We start from the raw sequence: 26,660 nt of genomic DNA, 5'->3' as shown, positions 1-26,660 counted from the left end.
ATAAAATTCAGAATTACGAACCAAAATTTTTCCTGGCTTCAAATATTCTTTGCCAAGCTGAAAACTGATAAAAAATAGTATTAAAATTAGAATTAATTTAAAGTAAAAGTTATATATCATAGATGGTAAAGTGCTGATTTGTAGAGATTAACTAATTTAAAAATAGGTTATAATCATACAAATTGCAATTATACTTATCTAATGGTACAATTTCAGTTCTCGGAATAATTCGATTGTTTAATTTCAATCTTCATTCAGGAAACTTAGCAGCGGTTTTATAAATCTGTCAAAATCTTCAATATGAGGAAGATGTCCAATATTATCCAAAGGTATCAGCTGACTATTTTTTATTAAGGTATTAGCTTTCTTACCAAGTTCCGGATAATTACCCAACGTTTTCTGATCCTCTGTCGATGCCAGATTTTTACCTACTGAACTGCGATCTCTTTGTCCAATGATCAGCAGTGTTGGAGATTTGATGGCCTGGATTTCATAAATAACCGGCTGGGTCATGATCAGATCATAGGTCAACGCGGAATTCCATGCGATTCTTGGATAATCCTTATTCAACGTCCATCCAGCGTATAAATTCGCCCAGCGCGTGTAAGCATCTTTCCACTTTCCGTCATAATAGCTGTTGAGCTGATACTTTTTGATCGTTTCAAAATTGCTTTTTAATTCTGTTTGATACCACTTATCAACGGGTTGATAGGGAATTTTTAATTTATAATCTTCTAATCCCAAAGGATTTACTAGTACAAGTTTTTCTACCGTTCTTGGAAACATCAAGGCAAAACGCATGGCAACCATACCACCCATGGAATGACCCAGAATCGTTGCAGAGGAAATACTTAAAGTATCAAGAATCTTTTTGGTATTCGTTGCCAGCTGTTGAAATGAATATTGAAAATGTGCAGGCTTGGAAGATTTTCCGAATCCGATCTGATCGGGAATAATCACACGATAGCCGGATTGCGTTAAAGATTTTGCCGTTTGCTCCCAATATGCCCCGTTGAAGTTTTTGCCGTGAAGTAATACCACTGTTTTTCCATTCGCCTTTTCGGGCTGAACATCCATGTAAGCCATTTTTAATTTTTCTCCCTGCAAATCAAGCGGTAGAAATTTTACAGGAAATGGATATTGATAATTTTCCAGATTAATGTCCAGATTTCGAAGCGAATCATTTTGTGCATTTACATGCAGCGTGAAGAGAAAAAAGGCAATAACAAAAAGTGAAGTTCTCATAATTGGAAATAAAAAAAGCCAGGATGACTAAGTCATTATCCTGGCTAATAAAAATGTACCAATCTATTTTGAAAGCAATTTCGACCAGATTATTGGATCAATTTTGCTCTTGAAGATAAAAGCGTTGTACAAAAAGCTAACAATGCTACAACGGCAAATGAGAAACGAAGATCTGCAACTTGTGCAATAATTCCGATCAGCGGAGGTCCGATAAGAAAACCAATAAAACTGATTGAAGAAACTGCGGCAAGCGCCATTCCTGCCGACATTGTAGTAGATCTTCCTGCTGCACTATAAACAAGCGGAACCACAGAGGAAACTCCAAAACCTACAAGTAACAAACCGAAAGTTGCAGTAGCCATATATGGCAACAAAACAGCAATACCCATTCCACTTGCCATCAATAAACCGCTGATTTGCAGCATCTTCTTTCTGCCAATTTTGTTTGCAAGCCAGTCACCAGCAAAACGTCCGCCAGTCATTGTTCCCATGAAAGCAACATATCCCATCGTTTTCATCGCAGCCGGAACTTTCACAACTTCCATGAAATATACACCAGACCAGTCAAACATTGCACCTTCACATACCATTGCACAAAATCCGATCAGACCAAGCATTAAAAGATCGCGGTCAGGTTTCACAAACATTGGCTGTTCTTCGTCGCGATTTTTTTCGCTGTCAGGCATTGTATGTTTGTAAGCAGTAAAAATGATCGCAAATGCAATTACCGCAATTACCATAAAATGGATTTGCGGCGGAATATTAATTGAAATAAAGAATGTACCGATCATCGCACTCACAAATCCGGCTAGGCTCCACAATCCGTGAAAGGAGGCCATAATGGATTTACCATAAACCTGCTCAACGGCAACTGCCTGGGTATTTACCGCGATATTACAAAGGTTTCCCCAAAGTCCGAATGAGAAAAGAACGATAACCAATTGTTCTGTTCTGGTTGCGAAACCAATGAAGGTTAATGTTATGGCGTAAAGAATTGCTCCGAAAAGAACCATTTTTTTACTTCCGTATTTGGTAACCATCCAGCCTGAAATTGGCAAACTGGCCATCAATCCAAGTGGTAATGCAAGCAACACAGTTCCCAAACCGCCTTCGGTCAGGTGAAGCATATTTTTAATATCCGGAATACGACTTGCCCAGGCTGCGAAACTTAAACCCTGAACAAAAAAGAAAGCAGCAACGGCCATCCGAAGATATTTTTTTGACTGCGAGGGTGCTAAAATTGAATATGACATAGGTATTATAGTTGCTCTGTGATTTTATCAAATGTTACAGGATAGAAAAAATATAACATTTCACAGAATTTGTTAATTTCTTTATGGTGTTAATTTGACCGGGCTTAAATGTTAAATTGCCTCTGGTTGAAATAAAAACATTATTTGTTCAAATAACATTCCATTAATTTGTATTATCTCAATAATAATGAAAAGTAGTTATTGTACTAATTAAAGAATTTTAAATTTATTTGAACGATTTTTTCGCAAAGTTGCTCTTCAATGAAAAAACAACAAAAAAAGCCAGTGCTATAAGCGCCGGCTTTTCAGTTTCTAGTTTGAAGTATGTTAATCGACAGATAGGTAACCTAAGGTGTCGGCTTTGCTTTTTATTTTCGCAACATCTTGTGAGCTGCTGCGTTCCGTGACATTAGGTGTTTTATAATTTCTCGGCGAAATAAGCGGATTTATATCAACTGCTTCCTTTTTATAAGTTCTTGTCACAACAAGCGGTGTAGCTCTTGGTGCATACTTAGGCGTGGTACTCACGTAACGCGAGTTTTGCTGTTTACTATACGACTCAATCGTGTTGATATTCGACACAACAATTCCGTCATTTTTCAAAGCTTTGGCTTTTGCTGCTTTATTAGGATGTTTGTAATTATGCGTCGACATACCAGGATCAACTAAAGTTGACTGCGCTTTAACTGCTCCTGCAATAAAACCTGATATGATAATTGCTGCGAATATTAAGAATGATTTTCTCATGACATTATGATGTTTATTGGATTAATGAACAACAATCCCTAAGGATCAAGCGCAATAAACATCAAATATTATTGAGTTCTAAATGGGTTGAAAAAACAGTTTTTTGCCAGTTTTCAAAAAGTAAAGATAAGAATAATGATATTTTTATGAGAAAAGTGAAAAGCCAGCGCGATTGGGTTTCAAAACCGTGGCGGTTTTTGAAAAAAATGAATAATTGCCAAAAAACAGGTGAAATTCACACCAGTGAAAAAAGTTTTAAATACTATAAATTTTAATCACTTTCTAATAAGTAGGATTAAAATTGCATTAAAATCTATTTTAATAATGCGTTTGCAGAAACTTGTATCCCTGCACAAATCCTGTCAATTGGCAGATCATTGGCATCATCTCCAAAAGGATCTTCGATCTCTTCGGCAATCACTTCGAGACTTGCCAGGATATAGAACACGAACATTACAAAGGGAATAACCAGAAAATGCAGGCTGAATACATAGCCAATTGGTAAGGTAAGACAATAAATAAAGATGAATTTTTTGATAAAAGAGCTGTAAGACAATGGAATGGGCGTGTTCTTAATTCTCTCACAGGCACCACAAATATTAGTGAAACTTTCCAGTTCAATATTGAGAATTAAAAGGTGCTCGGGTAATATCAATCCTTTTCTTTGCAATTCAACTGCTTTGCTAAATATGGCTGCTGCAATCTGATTTGGGATATGATCTTCTAAATGCAAATTAGAAAGTTTGAATGTAGAAGTTTCTGTAAAGCTTTCAGAAAGAAAATGACCTCTGAGATGATTTTTAAATGCAAAAGCATAATTGGGAATCATGATACGGAAAAATTCTCGGGCTTCAATATTGTCTTTATCAACCAGAGAATTGATTTTTAAGGAAAGGTTCCGGCTGCAATTCATCAGAGCGCCCCATTGCCTTCTGCCTTCCCACCAACGGTCGTAAGCCGTATTTGTTCTGAAAACCAATAACATGGAAATAACAAAACCCAGCAGGGAATGCATTAATGAAATATTTTTCAGATCGGTATTTTCACCAATACGCCAGACTTTCAGAATTAAATAGGCCAGGATAGAAGTGTAAACCATGATAGTAAGTATCAATGGCATCAGTTTGCGGACTGTATCCGCTTTCTGAAAATAGAATATATACTTAAACCATTCTTTGGGATTGTAATCAATCATACCAGTTTTATCTTATCAATCAGTTTAAAGAATTCTTTAAAACAACGCGCTGTTAATTGGGCATCTTCCAGTGCATTGTGTGTTTCATCTTCTCTTTCAAAACCAAAATAGGCGGAAACGGAGCCCAGACTTAATGAACGTGGAACGGATTGTCCATTCTTTTCCAAAATTTTGAAAAACAAGTAAGAAACCGTGTGTAGGTCAATTTGTTTATTGGAAAATGGCCAGTTAATCTTTTCCTTCCGATAGGCGAAACGAAGGAAATTAATATCGTAAACAACACTTTGTCCACAAATAATAACGTTTGAAAGATTGGGTTTGCCTGAATTTAATTTTTTGAGCCATTTTTCAAATTCCGGAATTACGTCAAAAATCATGGGTGCTTCTTCCAGATCATCGATAGAAAGTCCATGCACTTCTTCCGATTTTGCAGTAAAGGCTTCTTCGTTTTCCGGGTACACGTTTTGAAGATAAGTACCCAGCGAACGCCACTGATCATCAAAGAATTCAGCACCGATTTGTATAATTTCATTCCAACCTGGCTCCGGCCCGGTCATTTCGATATCAAGCACAAGGAAGGCCATAGTTCTATATTATTAATTTGAAATGAAAAACGTAAAATGCAATTTTCGCAAACCAATCTTTTACTTTTGTACGCAAATGTAAATAAACATTGCTTTTAGCTCATTGATTCATCGCTCATTTGTATATAAAAATGCCAATCGATTACACGAATATCCCGTCTCCCTGTTTTGTTTTAGAGGAAGAATTACTAAGAAAAAATCTGCAATTAATAGATCAGGTCCAGAAATCGGCCGGCTGCAAAATTATTCTTGCGCTTAAAGGTTTCTCGATGTACAGTGCTTTTCCAATTGTAAAAGAATATTTGAGCGGGGCTACTGCCAGTTCATTAAATGAAGTAAAACTGATCAATGATTTCATGGGATATCCTGCGCATACGTACATGCCGGCATATTTGGATAGTGAATTCACAGAAATCATGGAACGCAGCAGTTACATTACATTTAATTCTTTTAATCAGTGGGAACGCTTTAAAAAAAGGGTTTTTGATTTTAAAATTAAAAATCCTGAGCAAGCTTTGTCTTGTGGAATCCGCGTAAATCCTCAGTATTCCGAAGTTGAAACGGATATGTATAATCCTTGCGTTCCGGGTTCACGTTTAGGTGTGACCAGAGATAAATTACCTGATACTTTGCCCGAAGGAATTGACGGAATTCACTTCCATTCTCTTTGCGAAAATGATTCTTATACACTGGAAAGAACATTGGAAGCACTGGAAACGCGTTTTGCCGATTTATTACATCAGGCAAAATGGCTGAATATGGGCGGTGGACATTTGATGACAAGGGAAGGTTATGATACCGAAAAGCTGATCGATCTTGTTCAGAAAATACGTGCAAAATATAATATTGAAGTCATTCTGGAACCGGGTTCTGCGATTGCGTGGCGAACCGGAGAATTGGTAACGACCGTTCTGGATGTGATGGATAGTCAGGGAATTAACGTAGCAATTCTGGATACTTCTTTTGCAGCGCATATGCCGGATACTTTGGAAATGCCTTATAAACCGGTTATCCGCGGAGCGTATCACGAAGCGCAGGCAGGAAAACCAACTTACAGAATGGGAGGGATGACTTGCCTTGCTGGAGATTTTATTGGGGATTATTCTTTTGACAAACCGCTGGAAATTGGTGATCAGATTGTTTTTGAAGATATGATCCACTATACCATGGTAAAAACGACGACATTTAACGGCGTTAACCTTCCTTCCATTGGTATCTGGCAGAAAAACGAATCTTTCAGGTTAATCCGGTCTTACGGTTACGAAAGTTTTAAGGATCGTTTATCATAAGAAAAACTGGCCTTACGGGTGTTAAATACATCTGTAAGTCCAATTCTTTATGGAAGCATCGGAAACAGCTTCCTGATTTCTTCTGTTGTCGGCTGTTTTCCATATTCACATATTTCAAAAACTTCCGCCTGTTTAACCAGAGCAGCCTTTTCCTTCCCATACCATTTGTCAAGTGCAACCTTAATTTCCGGCGTCACGGCTGATCTTTTTTCAATAGCAGCAAACAGCCACTTTTTTCTTTCAAGAGTATCTTTTGGAACATTTTCAAGATCCTGATTTGTCCAGGGCAGCCACTCGTAAAACTGTGATACGTGCGCATCAAGGCCATTTACTTTTTGCGGTAATGCGCCAGTAATGTCGATGGCAATATCGGGCCGGAATGGGTTAGGTTTTTGAAACCTGTCCCGGAAGTAAAGGAAAACCGGATTTTTCCTCAGTGGCGGAACATTGCTGGCTATGTTTGGAACGATTACCAGATAAGCTGCGTCCTGCACAATTACGCCAGTATTCCTATGATCCGGATGATAATCATTTGTACGCGGTCCAATGACAATATCAGCATTCCATTTTCTTATTTGTCTGATTACTTCAAGGCGGTTTTCCAGTGTTGGAAACAATTCACCGTCGTTATTATGCAGCACTTCATATTCAACCCCAAAACGTTTTGCCGCTTCCTGGGCTTCTTTTAATCGGCGATAATACAATTTCCCTTCGCTCATATTCTGATGACCTTTATCGCCATTTGTCAGCGAAACAAATTTCACTTTGTGCCCCATGGCAGAATACATTGTTGCAATTCCGCCGGCTCCCAAATCACAATCATCCGGATGTGCTCCAAAGACAATAACACGTATAGGATTGGAAAGTTGTGGTTTATTTGTCTGCGCGTGTGCATAATCAGCAGCGAGTAATGCTATTACAATTACGAAGATTTTTTTCATGTGGTGTTTTGGTTAGGAAGTAGTGGAGTAATTGCTAAAAATAGTGATTTTAGTTCTATTTCAACTTAATTTGAAAAGATTGGAAAATGAGAAAAATGGTATTTTGAGCTTAACAAAGGGACAAAATTACTTTCACGGAAATGTTCAAAAATATTTTTTTCATGCTTCATCTTGAAGACTTCCAATCCGTTACATTATCAAATAGAAATATTTAACAGGCAAACCATAAAAATCTGCCTTTTTTGCTGTACTTTTGTATCCCGTAATCATAGAAAAAAAGCAAAGTCTTATGGCTTCCAAAGCACGAAAGACCGCTAAGTACATTTTCGTTACGGGCGGTGTTACATCTTCATTAGGTAAAGGGATAATAGCATCTTCTCTTGCTAAATTGCTGCAAGCCAGAGGGCTTTCAGTTACAATCCAAAAATTCGATCCATACATAAATATTGATCCGGGCACAATGAATCCTTATGAGCATGGTGAATGCTATGTAACGGACGACGGTGCAGAAACGGATCTGGATTTAGGTCACTACGAACGTTTCTTGAACGTTAGTACTTCTCAGGCAAATAACGTCACTACGGGAAGAGTTTATCACAATGTTATTACAGCTGAAAGACGCGGAGATTTTCTTGGAAAAACCGTTCAGGTTGTTCCTCACATCACAGATGAGCTGAAAAGAAATATGATGTTGCTGGGTCAATCCGGTGATTATGATATTGTTATTACAGAAATTGGTGGTTGTGTAGGGGATATTGAATCGCTTCCGTTTTTAGAAGCAGTTCGTCAGATCAAGTTCGAACTTGAACACAATGACACATTAATTATTCACCTGACGCTCATTCCTTATTTGAATTCTGCCGGTGAATTAAAGACAAAACCGACGCAACATTCGGTAAGAATGTTGCAGGAATCAGGTATTCAGCCTGATATTCTGGTTTGTCGTACAGAACATCCTTTGCCAACAGATCTTCGTAAAAAAATTGCGTTGTTCTGTAACGTTCAGGTTAATTCTGTAATTGAAGCAATGGACGCAGACACGATTTATGCTGTGCCGTTATTGATGTTGAAAGAAAGACTGGATCAACGTGCATTGTATATGCTTGACATATATAATGATAAAGATGTGGATCTGGATGCATGGAAAACTTTTCTTTCAAGACTTAAAAATCCAATTGACGCGATTAAAATTGGTCTGGTTGGAAAATATGTGGAATTGCATGATGCATACAAATCGATCGTTGAGTCTTTTATTCATGCAGGTTCTGCCAACGAATGTAAAGTAACTATCGAATGGATTCACTCTGAGAGTCTTACACCTGAAAATGTAGTTGAAAAGCTGGCAAATCTGGACGGTGTACTTGTTGCTCCGGGTTTTGGAGAAAGAGGAATTGACGGTAAAATTGAAGCAATCCAATACGTTCGCGAAAACGGAATTCCTTTCTTTGGAATTTGTTTGGGTATGCAAATGGCAGTTATTGAATATGCCCGTAATGTGGTAGGATTGGAAGGCGCGCATTCTGTTGAAATGGATGCAACTACCGAACATCCTGTGATCAATTTGATGGAAGACCAGAAAGATGTTTCCAACAAAGGCGGTACAATGCGTTTGGGAGCTTATCCTTGCCGTTTGAAAAAGGATTCTCTTGCCAACCGTATTTACGGAAAACTGAATATTAAAGAACGTCACCGTCACCGTTACGAATTCAACAACAAATACCTGAAAGCTTTTGAAGACAAAGGTTTGTTGGCTACGGGTATCAATCCGGACAATAATCTGGTTGAAATGGTTGAACTGCCAGGACATCCGTTTTATGTTGGTGTACAATTTCACCCTGAATTGAAAAGTACTGTAATGAATCCGCATCCGCTTTTCGTTAATTTTGTGAAAGCTGCGCTTACTTATTCAATTGAAAAACGGTCGGTTATATCCTGATTTCATCTTATCCTGTAATCAGGAAAGCCAATCAGGAAAAACTTATTACCTTTGCCCTCCCGATGGGGCAATATCTTCAATAATTTTTAGTTAAGAATGGATAAAAATTTTATAATCGGCTTAGTACTAATAATGCTAATGCTGGTAGGTTATCAGTTTCTGGTTCCGAAACCAGTTGAACCCGCGCCGATAGCCCAAGTAAATAGTGACTCTGCAAAGTCTGTAACTGTAAAAGGTTCAATAGCATCGGATACAGCAAAATTGGCTTTAACTGCTGGTGACTCTTCGGCCGTGAAAATCGCTCCACAGGATCTAGTAATCGAAACAACGGATTCGCGTGTTGTTTTCACAAATAAAGGTGGAGTTTTGAAAGAAGTGATGTTGAAAAAATACAAAACTTTTGACAAAAAACCGCTTTATCTTATTGTTGAAGACCACAATAAATTTCAAATTGAATTTCCAACACAGACAGGTAATATAAACATTGCTGATCTGTATTTCCAGACTACGGCAACCGGACAAACATTGACCGCAAAAGATTCTGCAATTATTTCATATCGTGCGGATTTGGGTAAAGGCCAGTTTGTAGAGCAGACTTATGTTGTTCATGGTTCAGGATATGTTATTGATTATGGTATCAAGTCAAATAGTCTGGTGGCGGGAGACAAGACAATCAAGTTTGATTGGAAAAATGATCTTCTGAAACTGGAAAATGACATGAATGAAAACCGTAAGGCGATCACTGTCAACTATTATACAGACGGTTTGCATAGCCTTGCGCAAAGTCCTACGGCTAATGAAGCGGCAAAAGCGGAAGATCCTGTTAAGTGGTTTACCATCAAACACAAGTATTTCTTGGCTGGATTGATTTCTGAAAAACATCCTTTTACTGATGTTGATGTTCAGACAGCGGTAAACGTGAATGACACGACCATTGTTAAAACAGCAAATGTTGCTGCTTCGATCCCGATGTTGGCAGTTCAGAAAAATGAAGCAAATTTCCAGTTTTATATTGGTCCGAATGATTACCATATTGTTCAAACAGTAAAAGCTGAAAACTTTGATCAGAACGTTTATTTAGGATACGCTTTCCTTAAACCGATCAACAAATTCTTCCTGGTTCCGTTGTTTAATCTTTTAGAAGGATTTATTACAAACTACGGTTTGCTGATTATATGTCTTGTATTGTTTGTAAAAACGCTGTTAACGCCGCTGACTTACAAATCTTACATCAGCATGGCGAAGATGAAATTGCTTGCGCCGGAGCTTGAAGAATTGAAAGCTAAAAATCCTGATGACGCTGCAAAACAACAACAGGATCAAATGAAATTGTATCAGGAAGTGGGTGTGAGTCCGTTAAGTGGTTGTATACCAGTGCTCGCCACAATGCCGATTCTGTTTTCGTTGTTCTTCCTATTTCCGAACTTAATTGAGCTGCGACAACAGACTTTCCTTTGGGCAAGCGATTTGTCGACTTACGATTCATTTATAAAACTACCGGTATCGCTTCCTTTTTATGGTAACCACGTTAGTTTGTTTACCATCATGATGACGATTTCGAGTATCGGATATGCATATTATAACAACCAGATCACACCAACGCAGCCTGGGCCGGTTAACATGAAAATGTTGAGCTATATCATGCCGTTGATGTTTATGTTCGTTCTTAACTCTTTCCCGGCAGGTTTGACGTTCTACTATTTTGTGTCTAACGTCGTGACAATCGGTCAGCAGTTGTTGATCAAAAAGTTTGTGAATGAAGATAAGATCAGAAACATTCTGGAAGAAAATCGCAAGAAAAACGCGAATGGCGAGAAGAAACAAACCAAGTTCCAAAAATATCTGGAAAAGTCTCTTCAAGCCGCTGATGAAGCTAAAAAGAAACAGGCTGAATTAGAAAAACGTACGAAACGTAAGTAATAAAGGGTTTTTACCTAAGGAAAGAGGGCAATGTTTCGGAAGGAAACATTGCCCGTTTCTTTTTCCCTTAAAACGGTTTTCGTAATTTGACCCACCAAATTCAACAACGACAAAAAGACCAATGAGAATTTTCGTTCTTTTAATAATATTCATCTGTTCAGGTTTTGGCAAAATTGTTTGTGCCCAAAATCCTGCACTGAATGAAGATAAGTATAAAGCTGCCGTATCGGACTTGAAACAAGGACGTTACAGCATTGCTATTGAAAAGTTTGCTCCATTAACTACTACGAACATTCAGGCTCCGTACGCGCCTTATGCGCATTATTACTATGCGTTATCTGCTTATCAACTAAAAAGATACAGGGAAAGCAAGCAAATGCTTCTTCAATTGTTGAGCCGCTATCCGGGTTGGAACAAGATCAATGATGCCTATTATTTATTAGGTGCAAATAATCTTGCAACCGAGCAATACAAGGAAGGACTTGGTTACTTGCAGCGCATAAAAGATTCTTCTTTCAACAAAGATGTACAGGGTTTAAAGCAGCATTATTTTGGTGAAATCCGTGATCTTGCAAAACTTAGAGATATTCAAAAACAATATCCCGAAGACCGTGATATTGCCATTGCTTTAATTCAATCGATTGAGCATTCGCCGTCATCGACCAAAACGGATCTGATGCAGGCAAGTCAGCTTAGTGCAGATTTCAAAGTGAGTGGTAAAGAAAAAGTTGAAAAAACGGAAGGTCCCGACAAGAGTATTCCAAAGCGCGCAAATCAGTGGGGGAAAGGTTATTATAATGTGTCAGTTTTACTTCCTTTTAGGCTGGATGAATTTGGAAGTTCTAAAAAACGCACAAATCAGTTTGCGTACGACTACTATCTTGGTCTGGTTCAGGCTAAACAGCAGCTTGAAACAGAAGGAATTAAAATAAATCTTTGGGCTTATGATGTCAGCAACGATGAAAAATCGATGAAGGCCATTGTGGGTAATACTGATTTTCAGCAATCAGATCTGGTTATCGGTCCTTTGTATCCAAGCACTTTTGAGGTAGCGGCAAATTACGTTTCAGGTACAAATTTGTATATGTTGAATCCCCTTTCAACAGATGCCAATGTAGTGAAGCATGGAGAAAACACTTTTCTGGCACATCCTTCAATTCCTTTTCAGGTTCAAAAAGCTGCGGAATGGATGAAAACAGTTGCTCCCGGTCCAACGGCTGCGATTTATTATGGAGGTAGTGCAAAAGATTCCATGATGGCGTTTTCCTACGCAGCCGAGTTTATGGCGCGTGGCGGAAAAGTTATACAAATGCTGAAAATCATTTCAGATCGTGAATGGCTGCAAAACAAAATTTTATCGTTTGAAACCAGCAAACCTTCACATGTAGCGCTCTTTGCCTCTGACGGAAATTCAGGAGCTCCAATTATAGAGATTTTAAATGACAGAAAATTGACGGCAACGCCAATAATTGCAACGTCAGGCAGTTTTAATTCTCAACAATCGCGTTTGGGAAAATATGGTTCACGTTTGTATTTGATCGAAACAGATCATGTTGACAGGGACAAAGAAAACGTCCGTGAATTTCAAAAAAACTACTGGTCGCAAACGAATACTTTCCCATCTAATTATTCTTATCAGGGATATGATCAATTGCTTTTCTTCGGCAGAATGTTAGCGGAATATAAAGATGGATTGAAAAGAGGAATTGGAATGAGACGTTATGAAGACGATTACCTTCTTTCCGGTTTTGATTTTACCAGATCACGCGAAAACGAGATTTCGCCCATATTAAAATACAGCGGTACTAAATGGGTACCAGTCAGATAATCACATGATGAATATTTCAACAAGTCAGGCCTTATTTGAAAAGGCGCAGCATTTTATTCCGGGTGGCGTAAATTCACCCGTTCGTGCGTTTCGTGCAGTAGGTGGTTCACCGGTTTTTATTAAGTCGGCAAAAGGGCCATACGTTTATGATGAAGACGATAATGAGTATATAGAATTGATCAATTCTTGGGGACCGATGATTTTGGGTCACGGGCATGAATTAATCCAAAAAGCCGTTTCTGATGCCATTCAGCACTCTTTTTCTTTTGGCGCACCCACAAGAAGAGAAGTAGAAATTGCAGAATTGATCACTACTATGGTACCATCCATCGAGAAAGTACGTATGGTGAATTCGGGTACAGAAGCTACCATGTCTGCCATTCGCGTGGCCCGTGGCTTTACTGGACGTGATAAAATTATTAAGTTTGAAGGTTGTTACCACGGTCATGGTGATAGCTTTTTGATTGCTGCCGGTAGTGGTGCCGTAACTTTTGGTACACCTGACAGTCCGGGTGTGACAAAAGGTGTTGCGAATGATACCCTAACGGCTCCTTACAACGATTTAGACGCTGTGCAAAAACTTGTTGATGCCAATAAAGGTCACATTGCAGCTTTGATTTTAGAACCGGTTGTTGGAAATATGGGCTGCGTTTTACCGGCAGAAGGATTTTTGGAAGGTCTTCGGAAGATCTGTGATGAAGAAGGAATCGTTTTCATTTTTGATGAAGTCATGACAGGTTTCCGTCTTTCAAAAGGCGGGGCTCAGGAAAGATTTGGTATCAAACCGGATTTGACTACACTTGGAAAAATTATTGGCGGTGGTATGCCCGTTGGTGCTTACGGTGGAAAAGCTGAGATTATGAACTGGGTTTCTCCATTGGGGCCGGTTTATCAGGCAGGGACATTATCCGGAAATCCCATTGCTATGGCTGCGGGTTTGACCATGCTGAACTATCTGAATGAGCATCCGGAAGTTTATACCCAGTTAGAATTATCAGGTCACAAACTGGTGAACGGTTTTACCAATTCAATTAAAAAACTTGGATTGAATTACACGATCAACAGCATCGGATCCATGTATACTTTGTTCTTTACGGATCAGGCTGTGACGGATTTTCCTTCTGCAAAATCATCAAATCTGCCGTTGTTTGGAAAATATTTCCACGCCATGCTGGATCGTGGAATTTATATGGGGCCATCTCAGTTTGAAAGTATGTTTTTGTCTACCGCGCTGGAAGACGGTCATATCGAAAGAATTATTGAAGCCAACGAAGAATCGCTTAAAGAAGTAATTGGATAATATGCGTAAATATTCAGTCATAATTCCTGTATATAATCGTCCTGATGAATTGCAGGAATTATTGACTTGTCTGGATACCCAGACTTATAAAAACTTTGAAGTTATTATTGTTGAAGACGGATCAAAAGTAAAATCGGATCTTGTGGTTCAATCTTTTCAACACAAACTTGACATCCATTATTTTTACAAAGAAAATGGCGGTCAGGGGTTTGCAAGAAATACCGGTTTTGAAAAATCGAGTGGAGATTATTTTATTCTTCTTGATTCGGATGCGCTGATTGAGCCGGATTATTTGTCAATAGTCGAGCAAAGGTTAAATTCAGATTATGTCGATTTATATGGAGGACCGGATACGGATCATCCTTCTTTTTCTCCAATCCAGAAAGCAATCAGTTACTCGATGACTTCTTTTATTACAACCGGAGGAATTCGCGGTAAAAAGAATAATATGGGTGGAACCTTCCATCCGCGTAGTTTTAATATGGGACTTTCGCGTACCGTTTACGAGCGTACAGGAGGTTTTCAGACGAGCAGAATGGGAGAGGATATTTTGTTCAGCATCGGCGCTCTGCGACTCGGATTTCGCTCAGCATTAATTCCGGAAGCTTTTATTTATCACAAAAGAAGAACCCAATTCGCACAGTTTTTCAGACAACTGAAATTTTTTGGACGTGCGCGGATTAATATCGCCCGTTTTTATCCTGAGGAATTAAAACTTGTCCATACCATACCATTTCTTTTTACAGCTGGTGTGATCAGTATTCCGTTTTGGTTCTGGATTTTTAAACCATTTTTTTATCTGGGAATTGCCTTTGTTTTGTTGATCATTTTGGCGCTATTTTTTGACGCTTTACGTTCAACCAAAAGTATAAAAGTGGCTTTTTTAGGAATAGTAGCAGCTTTTGTTCAGCTGTTTGGATATGGGATTGGGTTTATTCAGGAGGGCTGGACGCGTATCTGGGAAAAAAAATCGCACCGGGAAACCGGCGCGACCATTGAATATCCTTCATGATTTGTAAAGCGGTTTTAATCAACCACTTTTTTTACATCTTATTTCTGACAGAAATAAACGATCTCCTGGCTCGGCAATGAATAACGTTTTACTTCCGCAGGTGTTAATTCATCCATCACAAACCGGTCTTCGGTAACAGTGAATCCTCCTTTTTCCAATTCCCTGCCGTAATTTCTTCCAAAAAGACGCAAGTGATCATTTTGAAGGAAATGTATTTCACGTTCACGCGGATCTGTGATCGATGCATCCTCATAAGTGAATTCGTATTTCAAATCCTGTGGTGACTGGATTAGGGCCCAACCGCCCGGTTTTAATACACGATGTAATTCGCTCATGGCTCTGATGTAATCGTCCACATGTTCCATAACGTGATTACAAAAAGCCACGTCAAAAGTATTATCAGGAAATGGGATGTCATGAATGTCCATTTTCACTTTTGCCAGCGGAGATTCAATATCCGCCGTGATATAGTCAAGATTTTTCATATGCTCGAATCGGTCGATAAAACAGTATTCCGGCGCTACATGTAAAACTTTAAGATCTGCGCTAAAAAAGTTGGTTTTACGTTTTAAATACAAACCCATAAGACGATGTCTTTCCAAAGATAAACAATGGGGACACAGCGCGTTATCTCTGCTTGAAGTATTTCTTCCGTAAGGTAAAAACTTGCGGTAATGGCTGTTGCAAACAGGACATTCAACCTTATTTCCAATGTAAAAAATACTCAGAAAACGGGCAACCCAGTGACCGACAAGTTGCAGATAGGGACGAGGAATATAACGTAAAACTAAACTTATGATGGCTTTCATTAAACCAATTGATTAAAAATTAATAATTTTATGTTCTTACCAAGTAACAAATACTTAAAATGATCCCAGATATCAATCCAAAACCGCCGGGAAGGCAGATGATTAAAAGAATGTCGACGCGTACCAAGTGGCTTATACTTGCTCCGCTGGGACTTGTTTTATTCAGTTTTGGCCTGTGTGTGCTTAGCGAAGCGGCACATCAGCGCCGAATAGGCCAGCCGACACAGGTTTGGGTTCTTTTGGGACTTTACAGTCTGGCGTTAATAAATACCGGACTGATTTTCTTCGGAGAAGCTTTACGGTTTCGTATACTTCTGGATGTTCGCCGGGAAACCCGCCGCAGTATGCGTCAGCTTTTGCGGAAAGTGAATGCAAAAGCACTTCGTAAAGAACCAGTCCGAAAAGGCAAATCCGACAAAAAAACAAAAAGCCCTACCAAAACAGATTGACAGGGACTTGTTGATAACTTTGTATCGGAGAGGCGCTTGGATTATTGCTTGTTAGCTTCAAACTGCGCTTTTATTGCCTCAACATCGACGTTTCTTACTTCTGGCTTACGCAAAAGATTCTTGATAGTAGCTGTACGATTATTTGCCACAGCTTTATTTCTACGACTCTTACGTTTTAATTCCGTAACTCCCATTTTAAAATTATTGTTTTGTGAAAGAGCCGCAAAATTAGTAATAATTACGTAAATAAAGTAGCAAATAGTCATAAAAATTGCATAACCTCTCTAACTTTACATTTTTAAATGCTGAGATATTTGTTTGAGCAGTTCCGATTTTCAACTGGATTTGTAATCTGTTGATCGAAAATTGTTTTCAGGGGAACTAAACTTTTATGGCAGCCATTGACTATTTGAAGAATTTAGAATTAAATGAGTAAACCAAGCCTTGCCCGCGGCACCCGTGACTTCGGTCCCGAACAAATGGTGAAACGCACCTTTATATTTGATACGATCCGTCGCTCTTTTCAACGTTACGGATTTCAGCCTCTGGAAACGCCGGCATTTGAAAACCTTTCTGTTTTGATGGGGAAATATGGCGATGAAGGAGATCAGCTTCTGTTCAAACTTTTGAATTCAGGAAATTTTAGCGAAAAATTAACTGAGTCGGATCTGAATGCCGGTTATAAACCATTGACTGCCAAGATTTCTGAAAAAGGTCTGCGTTATGATCTTACCGTTCCTTTTGCCCGTTATGTGGTGATGAATCGGGGGACTTTGGTAATGCCATTTAAGCGTTATCAGATACAGCCGGTTTGGAGAGCAGACCGCCCGCAGAAAGGTCGTTACCGGGAATTTTATCAGTGTGATGCCGATGTAGTAGGAACGGAATCTCTGCTTTGCGAAGCGGAAATTGTTTTGCTGCTTCACGATATTTTGCCTCAGTTAGGTATTGAAGATTTTACAGTGAAGATCAACAATCGCAAAATCCTGACAGGAATTGCGGATATGATCGGTGCACATGGCCAAGAAGGAACGCTTTGTGTTGCGATTGATAAACTGGATAAAATCGGAAAAGATAAAGTCGTCGATGAATTGCGCGAACGTAATTTTTCCGAAGAAAGCATCAATTTGCTTGATCCGGTTTTTTCTTTGACGGGTGGAGAAAATCCATTTGCTGATCTTCGAAAATGGCTTGCATCTTCTGAAATTGGCTTAAAAGGCATTGACGAACTGGAACAGGTTTGGGAAATGGTGGAATCGCTTGGTTTGAAAAACCCTAAGATTCAGTTTGATGTAACTTTGGCCAGAGGTTTGTCTTATTATACAGGAGCAATCTTTGAAGTGAAAGCAAATAATGTGCAGATTGGCAGTATCTGCGGTGGCGGAAGATATGATAACCTGACCGGCACATTCGGTGTTCCCGGAATTTCCGGAGTGGGTATTTCTTTCGGTGTTGACAGAATTTATGATGTGATGGAAGAATTAAACCTTTTTCCTGAAAATCAGACGATCAGTACGAAAGTGATGATTTCCAATTTTGATAAAGAAGCTTTCAAATACGGTTTGTCTGTTCTGCCAAAATTACGTGAAGCCGGATTGAACGCTGAAATGTATCCGGATTCTGTCAAGCTGAAAAAACAGCTGGATTATGCTGATCGTAAGAATATTCCTTTCGTAATCCTGATCGGATCTGATGAAATGAATACCGGGCAGCTTACCTTGAAAAATATGAAAACCGGAGAGCAGCAAAAAGGAACGATTGAAGAATTGATCGCCGCTGTGAATTAACGGATTTAAAAATAACAATAGAATTTTAAGCTGACAGCCGCAAACGCCCCAGCCCAATTTTAATTAAAACATGGATAATATTTTAAGGATTGCAATACAAAAATCTGGAAGACTAAGTGAAGATTCTTTGAAATTGATCAAGGAATGCGGTATTCGTTTTGACAACGGAGCCGGAAAGCTGAAAACTTCCGCAACCAATTTTCCTGCTGAAATTCTTTTTTTACGTGATGATGATATTCCCGGATACGTGGAAGATGGCGTGGCACATCTGGGTATTGTTGGTGAAAACGTTTCGGTTGAATCGGATCGTGATGTGAATACGGTTCATAAACTTGGTTTTTCAAAATGCCGTCTTTCTATCGGGGTTTTGAGAGAACATGAGTATGCTGGTGTTCAGGATCTGGATGGAAAGAGTATTGCGACTTCTTATCCAAAACTTTTGGGGAAATATCTTGCTGAAAACAATGTTAAGGCTCAGATCCATGAAATCAGTGGTTCAGTAGAAATCGCTCCGAGTATAGGATTGGCTGATGCGGTTTGTGATATCGTAAGTTCAGGAAGTACTTTGCTTAGCAACGGTTTAAAAGAGGTAGAAACGATTTTCAAGTCGGAAGCGGTGATGATTGCGAGTAAGCATTTAACGGCTGGTCAGCAGGATTTACTTGATCAATTGCTTTTCCGTATCAAATCGGTTCAGGTTGCTAAAAACAATAAATATATTTTATTGAACTGCCCGCTGAGTGCAGTGGATGAGATCACAAAATATTTGCCTGGAATGAAAGCGCCAACGGTTATGCCATTGGCAACGGAGGGCTGGTGTTCAATTCATTCGGTGATTAATGAAAATGATTTCTGGGAAAATATTGAGAAGATCAGACAGGCGGGAGCGGAAGGAATTTTGGTAATTCCGATTGAAAAAATGATTCTTTAAATGGCTATCGGCTGTCAGCAATCGGCTTTCAGCCTGGCGATGAATAATATCAGTTATGAATATAATTTCTTATCCTGAAAGAAGTGAATGGCCTGCGCTTTTGACCCGGCCGGTTCAGGATTCTTTGGCTATTGAAGGAAAGGTTTTGCCTATTCTTGATTTGGTTAAAACCAAAGGTGATGAAGGTTTGCGTGAACTGGCTAAGAAATTTGACGGCGTTGAGCTGGCTGAATTTGCTTTTTCACAGGAAGAATTTGATGCCGCAGAAAGCCAGCTGGATGAAGAATTGAAAGCAGCGATCCGTCAGGCTTACCAGAATATATATACTTTTCATAAGGCTCAGTTGCAGCCTGCTGAAAAAATTGAAACCATGCCTGGCGTTACTTGCTGGCGACGGAGTGTGGGGATTGAAAAAGTTGGAATTTACATTCCTGGCGGTACGGCACCTTTGTTTAGTACAGTTTTAATGCTTGGGATTCCTGCACAGTTGGCTGGTTGTAAAGAAGTTGTTCTTTGTACACCATCCAATCACCCGGCTATTTTATTTGCTGCCAAATTGGTCGGTGTCACTTCCGCATTCCGTATTGGTGGTGCTCAGGCTATTGCTGCTATGGCTTACGGGACCGAAAGTGTTCCAAAAGTTTACAAAATTTTTGGTCCTGGAAATCAATATGTTACCACTGCTAAGATGTTAATTAGCAAGGAAGGTATCGCGATTGATATGCCGGCTGGTCCGTCGGAGGTTGCGGTTTATGTGGATGATAGTGCGGTTGCTACTTTTGTTGCGGCGGATTTATTGTCGCAGGCTGAACATGGCGCGGATAGTCAGGTTTTACTGGTTTCTACAAGCGAAAAGTTTTTAACAGCTGTCAATGAAGAATTGACAACGCAGCTTGAAGTTTTGCCACGCCGGGAACTTGCTGCTCAATCTATTGCAAATAGTAAAGCAATTCTTGTCAATTCAGCTTATGAAGCCATTGATATTCTGAATGATTACGCTGCGGAACATTTGATTTTGAGTGTGAAAGATGCCGAATCTGTTTCAGATAAAATTTTCAATGCAGGTTCCATTTTCCTGGGCAATTATACACCTGAATCTTGCGGTGATTATGCTTCTGGTACCAATCATACTTTGCCTACCAATGGATATGCCCGCGCATATAGCGGTGTATCTGTGGATAGTTTTGTAAAGAAAATTACTGTTCAGCATATCACAGAAACAGGAATTAGAAACATAGGACCGACTGTTGAAGTAATGGCACATGCGGAGTCTTTGGATGCTCATAAAAGGGCGGTTACTGTTCGTTTAAATTCTCTTTTGTAAAAAATAGTGGCAGGGTTTCTATAAATGAGAAAAATGTCGTAAATTTGAAAGACTAATTTCCGGTCTCTTAAAATGACAGAAAGATGACAGCATTAATGGTTAATGAACTTTTGGGAGGTTATAATGTCCTGAAACATTCTGTAAAGAATGATTTTGACCTGGCTTACCTTGCCGAAAACGGTATTCCCAAAGAAGCAATTCAGCATCTTGCGGATTCCGCAGGCCTTGAATTGAAAGATGTAATTTCACTTTTGCCGGTTACGCCAAGGAATCTGCAACGCTATGAAGATAAAGATCTGCTTAGCAATGTGGTTTCTGATCATCTGATTGCTCTTGCTGATTTATTTTCAGTAGGAACACGGGTTTTAGGAAAAGAGTATTTTTTGGATTGGATGAATAGCAAAATCCTGGCTCTGGGCAATGTAAAACCGATTCAGTTTCTTCGTACTCATGCAGGTATCGAACTAATAAAAACGGAACTGGGGCGTATCGAGCACGGTATTTTTGCATAGATGGAGTTATTCAGAATCACGAAGTCGGAGTACCAGCATGATTTGACGGGAATTGGAGCTTACCGGCATGGGGGAAGATGGAATACACCTCAAAATTCCATGCTTTACACTGCTTCACACCGCTCACTCGCTATGCTTGAAATCATCGTTCACTGGCAACAGCCGAGTCCTCCGAAAGATTTTGTAGTTGTTGTTTTATTTGTGCCGGATAATGCGTCTGTGGTTAATCCTTACATGATTGCTGACTGGCACGAGGATTCACAATGGAGCAAAGAATTTGGAGATTCCTGGCTGAAAGAAAATAAAACGCTGCTTATGAGTGTTCCTTCTGTGGTGGTGCCTTCCGAAAAAAACTATTTGATTAACCCATTACATGCTGATTTTGGTTCGGTCAAAATTATTAGTATTGAGCCTTTTCAATTTGATAAAAGATTATTTTTATAATTACAGAAGCAAAATTGTCTAAACCGAAAATTGCTTCAAAATAGATAGTACCAATGAACAATTCCTTCGACCTGAATTCGGTCATTCGCCCGCACATTTTAACTTTGGCTCCATATTCTTCGGCACGTGACGAATATACCGGACATTCTGGTGTTTTTCTGGATGCTAATGAAAATCCTTATGGCTCGGTCACTGTTGAGCATTATAACCGCTATCCAGATCCATATCAGGCTGAAATAAAAGCGAAATTAAGTCCGATAAAAAATATTGATACCAAAAGAATTTTTCTTGGAAACGGGAGCGACGAGCCGATTGATTTATTGATCCGCGCTACCTGCACGCCTGAAAAAGATCATGTTATCATTTTGCCGCCCACGTATGGAATGTATGAAGTGAGTGCTTCTATTCATAACGTTCAGATTGATAAAGTTTCATTAACTGTTGATTATCAAATTGATATTGATGCAGTTTTGAAAGCGATCACACCTGATACCAAAATTATCTGGGTTTGTACGCCAAATAATCCAACCGGAAATGTGATGCAGGATGAAGCAATTGTTACGCTTTTGAATAATTTCAATGGTCTGGTTGTGGTTGATGAAGCTTATGTGGATTTTACAGATTCTGTGTCGTGGATCTCACGTCTGGATGAGTTTCCCAATCTTGTTGTTTTGCAAACTTTTTCGAAAGCCTGGGGCCTTGCCGGTATCCGCGCCGGAATGTGTTTCGCTTCTGCGGACCTGATCAAAATCCTGAATAAAATAAAATCGCCATACAATATTAGTCTCCCTGCACAGCGCGCTTTGCTTGAAGGTTTGAGTGCAGTTGAAAAGAAGGATGAAATGGTGAAAGAAATTCTGAAAGAAAGAGCTTCCCTACGTACGATGCTGGAAAATTTATCGTTGGTGAATAAGGTATTTCCATCAGACGCCAACTTTTTACTTGTCCATTTTGACGATGCCAAGGCTGTAATGGCTTATTTGATCGACGAAGCCATCATTGTTCGTGACCGTTCGAAAGTGCATTTGTGCGAAGGATGTCTGCGGATTACGGTAGGCACCGAAGAGGAAAATGAGCTTTTGATAGAATCTTTAAAAAAATATCAGCAAAATAGCGTAATTGCATAAACACTAAAATCACACTATAACAACAATCCCCAGCACCAATCAATTATTTATGAAGAAATTAGCACTTACTTTTATTTGTATACTTTCCTTTGGACTTGCTCAGGCACAGGATAACAATTGGGCCGTTGGTTTTAAATTAGGAGAACCATCTGGCGTTAACTTCCGGAAATATTTTAATAACATTCATGCGCTGGATGTGACAATAGGCACTTATGGTGGCGTATTGTCAAATGACCGTGATTACCGTAGTGGAAGATATAAAACTACGGGTTTGTCAATTCAGGTGCATTATTTATGGACAACCCCACTTTTTAATGCTGAAAATGTTCGTGTTTACTACGGATTAGGCGGACAGGTGAATAGCAGAAATTACTATCCTGATAATAAAAAATTGCTAGCTCCTCCGGGTGATCGTGAGAAAACTGTTTCTCTTGGTGGTTCTGCGATTGGTGGGGTAGAATATTTTATACCTGACAACAGAATTTCGGTATTTTTAGAAACAGGCGCTTATGTTGAATTGCTTCCAAGGCCGTTTTATTTAAGTCCGAATCTTTCAGCAGGTATTCGCTTCAATTTATAAAAAGTTGTAAGTCAAAAACATAGAAAATAGTAAAAGCAGGCATTTTAGCCTGCTTTTTTTGTAAATTGATTTGCCGTTTTCATCCCAAATTAGAAATTCAAACGTGTTCAAAGTATATAGCTCTTCCGCTGGTTCAGGTAAAACTTATACGCTTACCAAAGAGTATCTCAAACTTGCCCTGCATTCCAATTCTGACACTTATTTCAGGCAAATTCTGGCTGTAACTTTTACAAATGCTGCGGCAAATGAAATGAAGGAGCGGATTTTGCTGATGTTAAGAACTTTCGCTAATGCAATGTCGGCGGAAGGAACAGAGCATCCGATGCTTAGAGATGTCGTTACTGAATTATATCCGGTAACGTTGGAGGATCCGGAGCTTTACGCAGGTGCAAAGGAGCTGATTTCCGGTCGCGCACAGCTGGTTTTTCGTCAGATACTGCATCGCTATTCAGATTTTTCAGTGATGACGATTGATAAGTTTACACAGCGACTGATCAGTAGTTTTACGGATGAACTTGGAATTCCTTTTGTTTTTGAAACTCAGCTTGACGGACAATTACTCGATGACGCGGTAGACCGTTTACTGGCCCGCATTGGTCAGGATGGAGAAGAGATTTTATCAGATATCGTTGAAAAATATTACAGGGAAAAAGCAGAAGAAGGAAAAAGCTGGTCGTCATTGCCGGCACAAATAAGAGAAACGGCCGGCACCTTGTTAAGCGAGCAAAGTTATCTGCAAATGCAGCGTGTTGCCAATTTGCAAATGAGCGACTGGGTGTCGATTCGAAATCAAATGCGTGTTTTTGTGAAGGGACGGGAGGATGCTATAAAACGTCTTTCACTTAGTGCGTTTGAACTTATTCAGGCGGAATTATTGTCAGATAAAGATTTTTATCAGGGAGCTCGGGGAATTTATGGATATTTCAAAGACAGGAGCGAGGGCAAAAATACCTGGACTGCGCCTAATTCTTACGTAAGCGGAAAAACAATTGGTGAGGAAAACTGGTATGGTGCAAAAACTGCGGGACCGATTAAAAATAAAATTGAAGCGATAAGACTGGAACTGGAACGGTTGTATTTTGAAATTGAAAAGATCAGAGACGGAGAATCGGCTAAGATCACTTTGTATACTCAGCTCGACAGGCACTTATATAACTTGTCGCTTTTGGGAGAAATCCGGAAGGAATTTGATGTACTTTTGAAACAAAATAACCAGGTACATATTTCTGATTTTAACCGTCGGATTCTTGAAATTGTATCAAGAGAGCCGGTTCCATTTATTTTTGAGCGCCTTGGCGAAAAGTATAATCATATTCTGGTAGATGAATTCCAGGATACTTCCAAATTGCAGTTTGCCAATTTACTTCCTTTAATTGAAAATGCACTGGCGGATGGTTATTTCAACCTGATTGTGGGTGATGCAAAACAATCCATTTACCGTTTCAGAGGTGGAGATATGGATTTGATTTTGCATCTGGCACAAAACCAGGTGATGCAGCTGATGCCGATTCTGGGCGATAATATTTACAATGAGGAAAGATTATGGAGCGTTGACAGCCATCTTGAAATAAACCATTTACGTACTAACCGCAGAAGTTTCAGGGAAATTACCAATTTCAATAATCAGTTTTTTGGATTTATTTCAGAAACAGTAGGTGAAGAATATCCTTTGATCCGCCATGTTTATGATGATAATTTCAGACAGGAAATACCTGATGGTGTAAATGAAGGCGGCCATGTGCAGATGGAATTTATTGATATGCAGGAATTTGCGGATGAGTTTTTAGAAAACCAGACAAAAAATGATGCGATCGTAAAACGAAGTGTTGAGCTGATTTCCGAGCTGCGAAATTCCGGCTACCAATGGCGTGATATTGCCATATTATGTCGTAAAAAGAAAGAGGCTACTGCTTTGGCAAATGCTTTGAAAGAGACAGGATATCCGCTTATTTCCGACGATGCTTTATCATTAGCTTATTCCAGATCCGTGCATTTCGTCATTTCGTTTATGGAGGTATTACATACTGACCAGCGATTAAAACGATATGAAGCAGCTTATTTGTTTCACCGGGTTATCAGAAAAGAAAACCCGAGTGCAGAAGAACATGAGGCACTTCGCAAGCTTTGCACTCAGAAAGGGCTGGATACTTTTTTAAGTTATTTTCTGAAATGGAACATTGAATTAACCGCGTTCCGAATCCGCCAATTAACGGTGTTTGAGCTCAGTGAGCAATTGATGCAAACTTTTGGACTTTTTGAAAACAAGACTGAAAATGAATATTTGTTCCGTTTCCTTGACGTCGTGCTGGAATTTGGAACACGCAGAAGTAATCACCTTGGAGACTTTCTTCAATACTGGGAGACATCAAAACATAAACTTTCCATCACAATTCCGGCTGATACGGATGCGCTCCGGATCACAACCATTCATAAATCAAAGGGTCTGGAATATCCGGTAGTTATCGTTCCCTATGCAAATTGGAAAGTCACCCCTAATGCAAAACTTGACAGGTTATGGATTGATCTGGATGAGGTTTCCTATGACGAACTGGTTTTAAAAGAAAAAGAAAATGAGCTTTTCCCGATCACCAAGAAATTGAGAAGTTCTCTGGTTTCGGTGGTTAAGGATTTGGATAGTACGCTTGTCGCTGATCAGTATCAGGAAGAGAAAACAAGGACGCTGGTTGAAAACCTGAATTTGCTTTACGTTGCTTTTACAAGACCCATTCAGCGTTTGTATATTTTGGCAAAACGTGAAAAAAACTGGAAGCAATCGCAGCAGGTAAGTACCTGGCTTCACGATTATATAAGTCAGCCGGAATCGCAGCCGGCTTATGACGAGCTTGAAAGTAAATTTATTCTGTCGCAGGGAAATCAGGATTGTTTTCATTCACATTCGAAAAATAACGCCGAAACTTATCTGATCAGTGATGTAATCAGTAATGACCGAACCGATACGCTTCGCCTCAGAAGAATGGCAGAGCGGATTTTTGATATCGAAACTTTTGAAAGGAAAAAAGATCGACTTCAAAAAATGAGGCATTTGTTGATTAAAATGAATATTGAATCTGATTTGCCTCAGACTGTCAGTCAGCTTATTCGTGAAGGAATTGTGGTGAGAGAGGAAGCGAGGAGCCTTTATGATCAGGTAAAAAATTTATTGCAAAATAAGTTGCTGAATGATTTATACAACGAAAATGTCAAAGTTCAAACTAATAAAGAGTTGTTACTTCCGGGCGGAAAAATGCTTCATATAGACAGAATCGTTCAATTACCAGATGAATCGTTTGTTTTTATGACTTTTATTGCCGGAAGCGGAAATGAACAACCTAAAAATCATTTAAAACGTCTGATACGGGTTTTTGAAAATGAAGGAAATGTGGCAAGAGCGGTTTTAATAACGCTTGAAAATGAAGTTATTGAGTGGATAAGTTAGACTTTATGAAA

General features: G+C 39.3%; 23 protein-coding genes. 15 read left to right on the top strand and 8 right to left on the bottom strand.

Features of this window, described 5'->3' with window-relative positions:
* Positions 1 to 243: 243 nt before the first annotated feature.
* The 5 genes from IEE83_RS13895 to IEE83_RS13875 form a co-directional block, all read right to left on the bottom strand.
* On the bottom strand, positions 244 to 1,245 hold the full coding sequence (locus IEE83_RS13895) for an alpha/beta fold hydrolase (RefSeq protein WP_194121150.1): 1,002 nt from the start codon (positions 1,243 to 1,245) through the stop codon (positions 244 to 246).
* An 89-nt stretch (positions 1,246 to 1,334) separates the two neighbouring features.
* Positions 1,335 to 2,498, bottom strand: a complete 1,164-nt coding sequence (locus IEE83_RS13890) for an MFS transporter (RefSeq protein WP_194121149.1) — start codon at positions 2,496 to 2,498, stop codon at positions 1,335 to 1,337.
* A gap of 327 nt (positions 2,499 to 2,825) precedes the next feature.
* Complete coding sequence (locus IEE83_RS13885) at positions 2,826 to 3,245, bottom strand: hypothetical protein (RefSeq protein ID WP_194121148.1); 420 nt, start codon at positions 3,243 to 3,245, stop codon at positions 2,826 to 2,828.
* 313 nt (positions 3,246 to 3,558) lie between these two features.
* Positions 3,559 to 4,440, bottom strand: coding sequence for a bestrophin family protein (locus IEE83_RS13880; RefSeq protein WP_194121147.1), 882 nt, complete (start codon positions 4,438 to 4,440; stop codon positions 3,559 to 3,561).
* On the bottom strand, positions 4,437 to 5,024 hold the full coding sequence (locus IEE83_RS13875; RefSeq protein ID WP_194121146.1) for a 3'-5' exonuclease: 588 nt from the start codon (positions 5,022 to 5,024) through the stop codon (positions 4,437 to 4,439). Before IEE83_RS13875 ends, IEE83_RS13880 begins: the two co-directional genes overlap by 4 nt.
* 131 nt (positions 5,025 to 5,155) lie before the next feature.
* Here IEE83_RS13875 and nspC point away from each other — a divergent pair, with 131 nt between their 5' ends.
* A complete protein-coding gene (gene nspC, locus IEE83_RS13870; protein ID WP_194121145.1) occupies positions 5,156 to 6,313 on the top strand; it encodes a carboxynorspermidine decarboxylase in 1,158 nt (385 codons plus the stop codon).
* A gap of 47 nt (positions 6,314 to 6,360) precedes the next feature.
* On the opposite strand, the gene IEE83_RS13865 is transcribed toward nspC, so the two are convergent.
* The gene (locus IEE83_RS13865) at positions 6,361 to 7,254 is read right to left on the bottom strand and encodes a PIG-L deacetylase family protein (RefSeq protein ID WP_194121144.1); all 894 of its coding nucleotides are present in this window, start codon (positions 7,252 to 7,254) and stop codon (positions 6,361 to 6,363) included.
* A gap of 289 nt (positions 7,255 to 7,543) precedes the next feature.
* On the opposite strand from IEE83_RS13865, the gene pyrG reads away from it, so the two are divergent.
* The 5 genes from pyrG to IEE83_RS13840 all read left to right on the top strand — a co-directional run bounded on the left by pyrG (position 7,544) and on the right by IEE83_RS13840 (position 15,250).
* Complete coding sequence (pyrG, locus tag IEE83_RS13860; protein WP_194121143.1) at positions 7,544 to 9,190, top strand: CTP synthase; 1,647 nt, start codon at positions 7,544 to 7,546, stop codon at positions 9,188 to 9,190.
* 96 nt (positions 9,191 to 9,286) lie between these two features.
* Positions 9,287 to 11,110, top strand: coding sequence for a membrane protein insertase YidC (gene yidC, locus IEE83_RS13855; RefSeq protein ID WP_194121142.1), 1,824 nt, complete (start codon positions 9,287 to 9,289; stop codon positions 11,108 to 11,110).
* A 121-nt stretch (positions 11,111 to 11,231) separates the two neighbouring features.
* Positions 11,232 to 12,938: an ABC transporter substrate-binding protein gene (locus IEE83_RS13850; protein WP_194121141.1), complete on the top strand. Its 1,707-nt coding sequence runs from the start codon at positions 11,232 to 11,234 to the stop codon at positions 12,936 to 12,938.
* A 7-nt stretch (positions 12,939 to 12,945) separates the two neighbouring features.
* A complete protein-coding gene (gene hemL / locus IEE83_RS13845; protein WP_194123406.1) occupies positions 12,946 to 14,238 on the top strand; it encodes a glutamate-1-semialdehyde 2,1-aminomutase in 1,293 nt (430 codons plus the stop codon).
* A 1-nt stretch (position 14,239) separates the two neighbouring features.
* Complete coding sequence (locus IEE83_RS13840; protein ID WP_194121140.1) at positions 14,240 to 15,250, top strand: glycosyltransferase family 2 protein; 1,011 nt, start codon at positions 14,240 to 14,242, stop codon at positions 15,248 to 15,250.
* Between the two features lie 38 nt (positions 15,251 to 15,288).
* Here the strand turns inward: IEE83_RS13840 and IEE83_RS13835 are convergent, their stop codons facing one another.
* A complete protein-coding gene (locus IEE83_RS13835) occupies positions 15,289 to 16,059 on the bottom strand; it encodes a class I SAM-dependent methyltransferase (protein ID WP_194121139.1) in 771 nt (256 codons plus the stop codon).
* 59 nt (positions 16,060 to 16,118) lie between these two features.
* Here IEE83_RS13835 and IEE83_RS13830 point away from each other — a divergent pair, with 59 nt between their 5' ends.
* A complete protein-coding gene (locus tag IEE83_RS13830) occupies positions 16,119 to 16,508 on the top strand; it encodes a hypothetical protein (protein WP_194121138.1) in 390 nt (129 codons plus the stop codon).
* A 41-nt stretch (positions 16,509 to 16,549) separates the two neighbouring features.
* On the opposite strand, the gene IEE83_RS13825 is transcribed toward IEE83_RS13830, so the two are convergent.
* Complete coding sequence (locus tag IEE83_RS13825; RefSeq protein WP_170982949.1) at positions 16,550 to 16,774, bottom strand: hypothetical protein; 225 nt, start codon at positions 16,772 to 16,774, stop codon at positions 16,550 to 16,552.
* A 162-nt stretch (positions 16,775 to 16,936) separates the two neighbouring features.
* Here IEE83_RS13825 and hisS point away from each other — a divergent pair, with 162 nt between their 5' ends.
* The 8 genes from hisS (at position 16,937) to IEE83_RS13785 (ending at position 26,649) form a co-directional block, all read left to right on the top strand.
* Positions 16,937 to 18,295: a histidine--tRNA ligase gene (gene hisS / locus IEE83_RS13820; protein WP_194121137.1), complete on the top strand. Its 1,359-nt coding sequence runs from the start codon at positions 16,937 to 16,939 to the stop codon at positions 18,293 to 18,295.
* Positions 18,296 to 18,365: 70 nt separating this feature from the next.
* A complete protein-coding gene (gene hisG / locus IEE83_RS13815) occupies positions 18,366 to 19,226 on the top strand; it encodes an ATP phosphoribosyltransferase (RefSeq protein ID WP_194121136.1) in 861 nt (286 codons plus the stop codon).
* 55 nt (positions 19,227 to 19,281) lie between these two features.
* Entirely contained in the window at positions 19,282 to 20,550 is a 1,269-nt protein-coding gene (hisD, locus tag IEE83_RS13810) for a histidinol dehydrogenase (RefSeq protein ID WP_194121135.1), read from the top strand.
* Between the two features lie 83 nt (positions 20,551 to 20,633).
* Complete coding sequence (locus IEE83_RS13805) at positions 20,634 to 21,062, top strand: Xre family toxin-antitoxin system antitoxin (RefSeq protein ID WP_194121134.1); 429 nt, start codon at positions 20,634 to 20,636, stop codon at positions 21,060 to 21,062.
* Positions 21,063 to 21,506, top strand: coding sequence for an RES family NAD+ phosphorylase (locus IEE83_RS13800; protein WP_194121133.1), 444 nt, complete (start codon positions 21,063 to 21,065; stop codon positions 21,504 to 21,506). It begins immediately after the preceding gene.
* A gap of 53 nt (positions 21,507 to 21,559) precedes the next feature.
* Positions 21,560 to 22,633, top strand: coding sequence for a histidinol-phosphate transaminase (gene hisC / locus IEE83_RS13795; protein ID WP_194121132.1), 1,074 nt, complete (start codon positions 21,560 to 21,562; stop codon positions 22,631 to 22,633).
* 49 nt (positions 22,634 to 22,682) lie between these two features.
* On the top strand, positions 22,683 to 23,213 hold the full coding sequence (locus IEE83_RS13790; protein ID WP_194121131.1) for a hypothetical protein: 531 nt from the start codon (positions 22,683 to 22,685) through the stop codon (positions 23,211 to 23,213).
* A gap of 103 nt (positions 23,214 to 23,316) precedes the next feature.
* Complete coding sequence (locus IEE83_RS13785; RefSeq protein ID WP_194121130.1) at positions 23,317 to 26,649, top strand: UvrD-helicase domain-containing protein; 3,333 nt, start codon at positions 23,317 to 23,319, stop codon at positions 26,647 to 26,649.
* Positions 26,650 to 26,660 lie beyond the last annotated feature (11 nt).

Source organism: Dyadobacter subterraneus (assembly GCF_015221875.1).
In the GTDB taxonomy this organism is placed as follows: domain Bacteria; phylum Bacteroidota; class Bacteroidia; order Cytophagales; family Spirosomataceae; genus Dyadobacter; species Dyadobacter subterraneus.
This window is presented reverse-complemented; position numbering and strand designations above follow the sequence as displayed.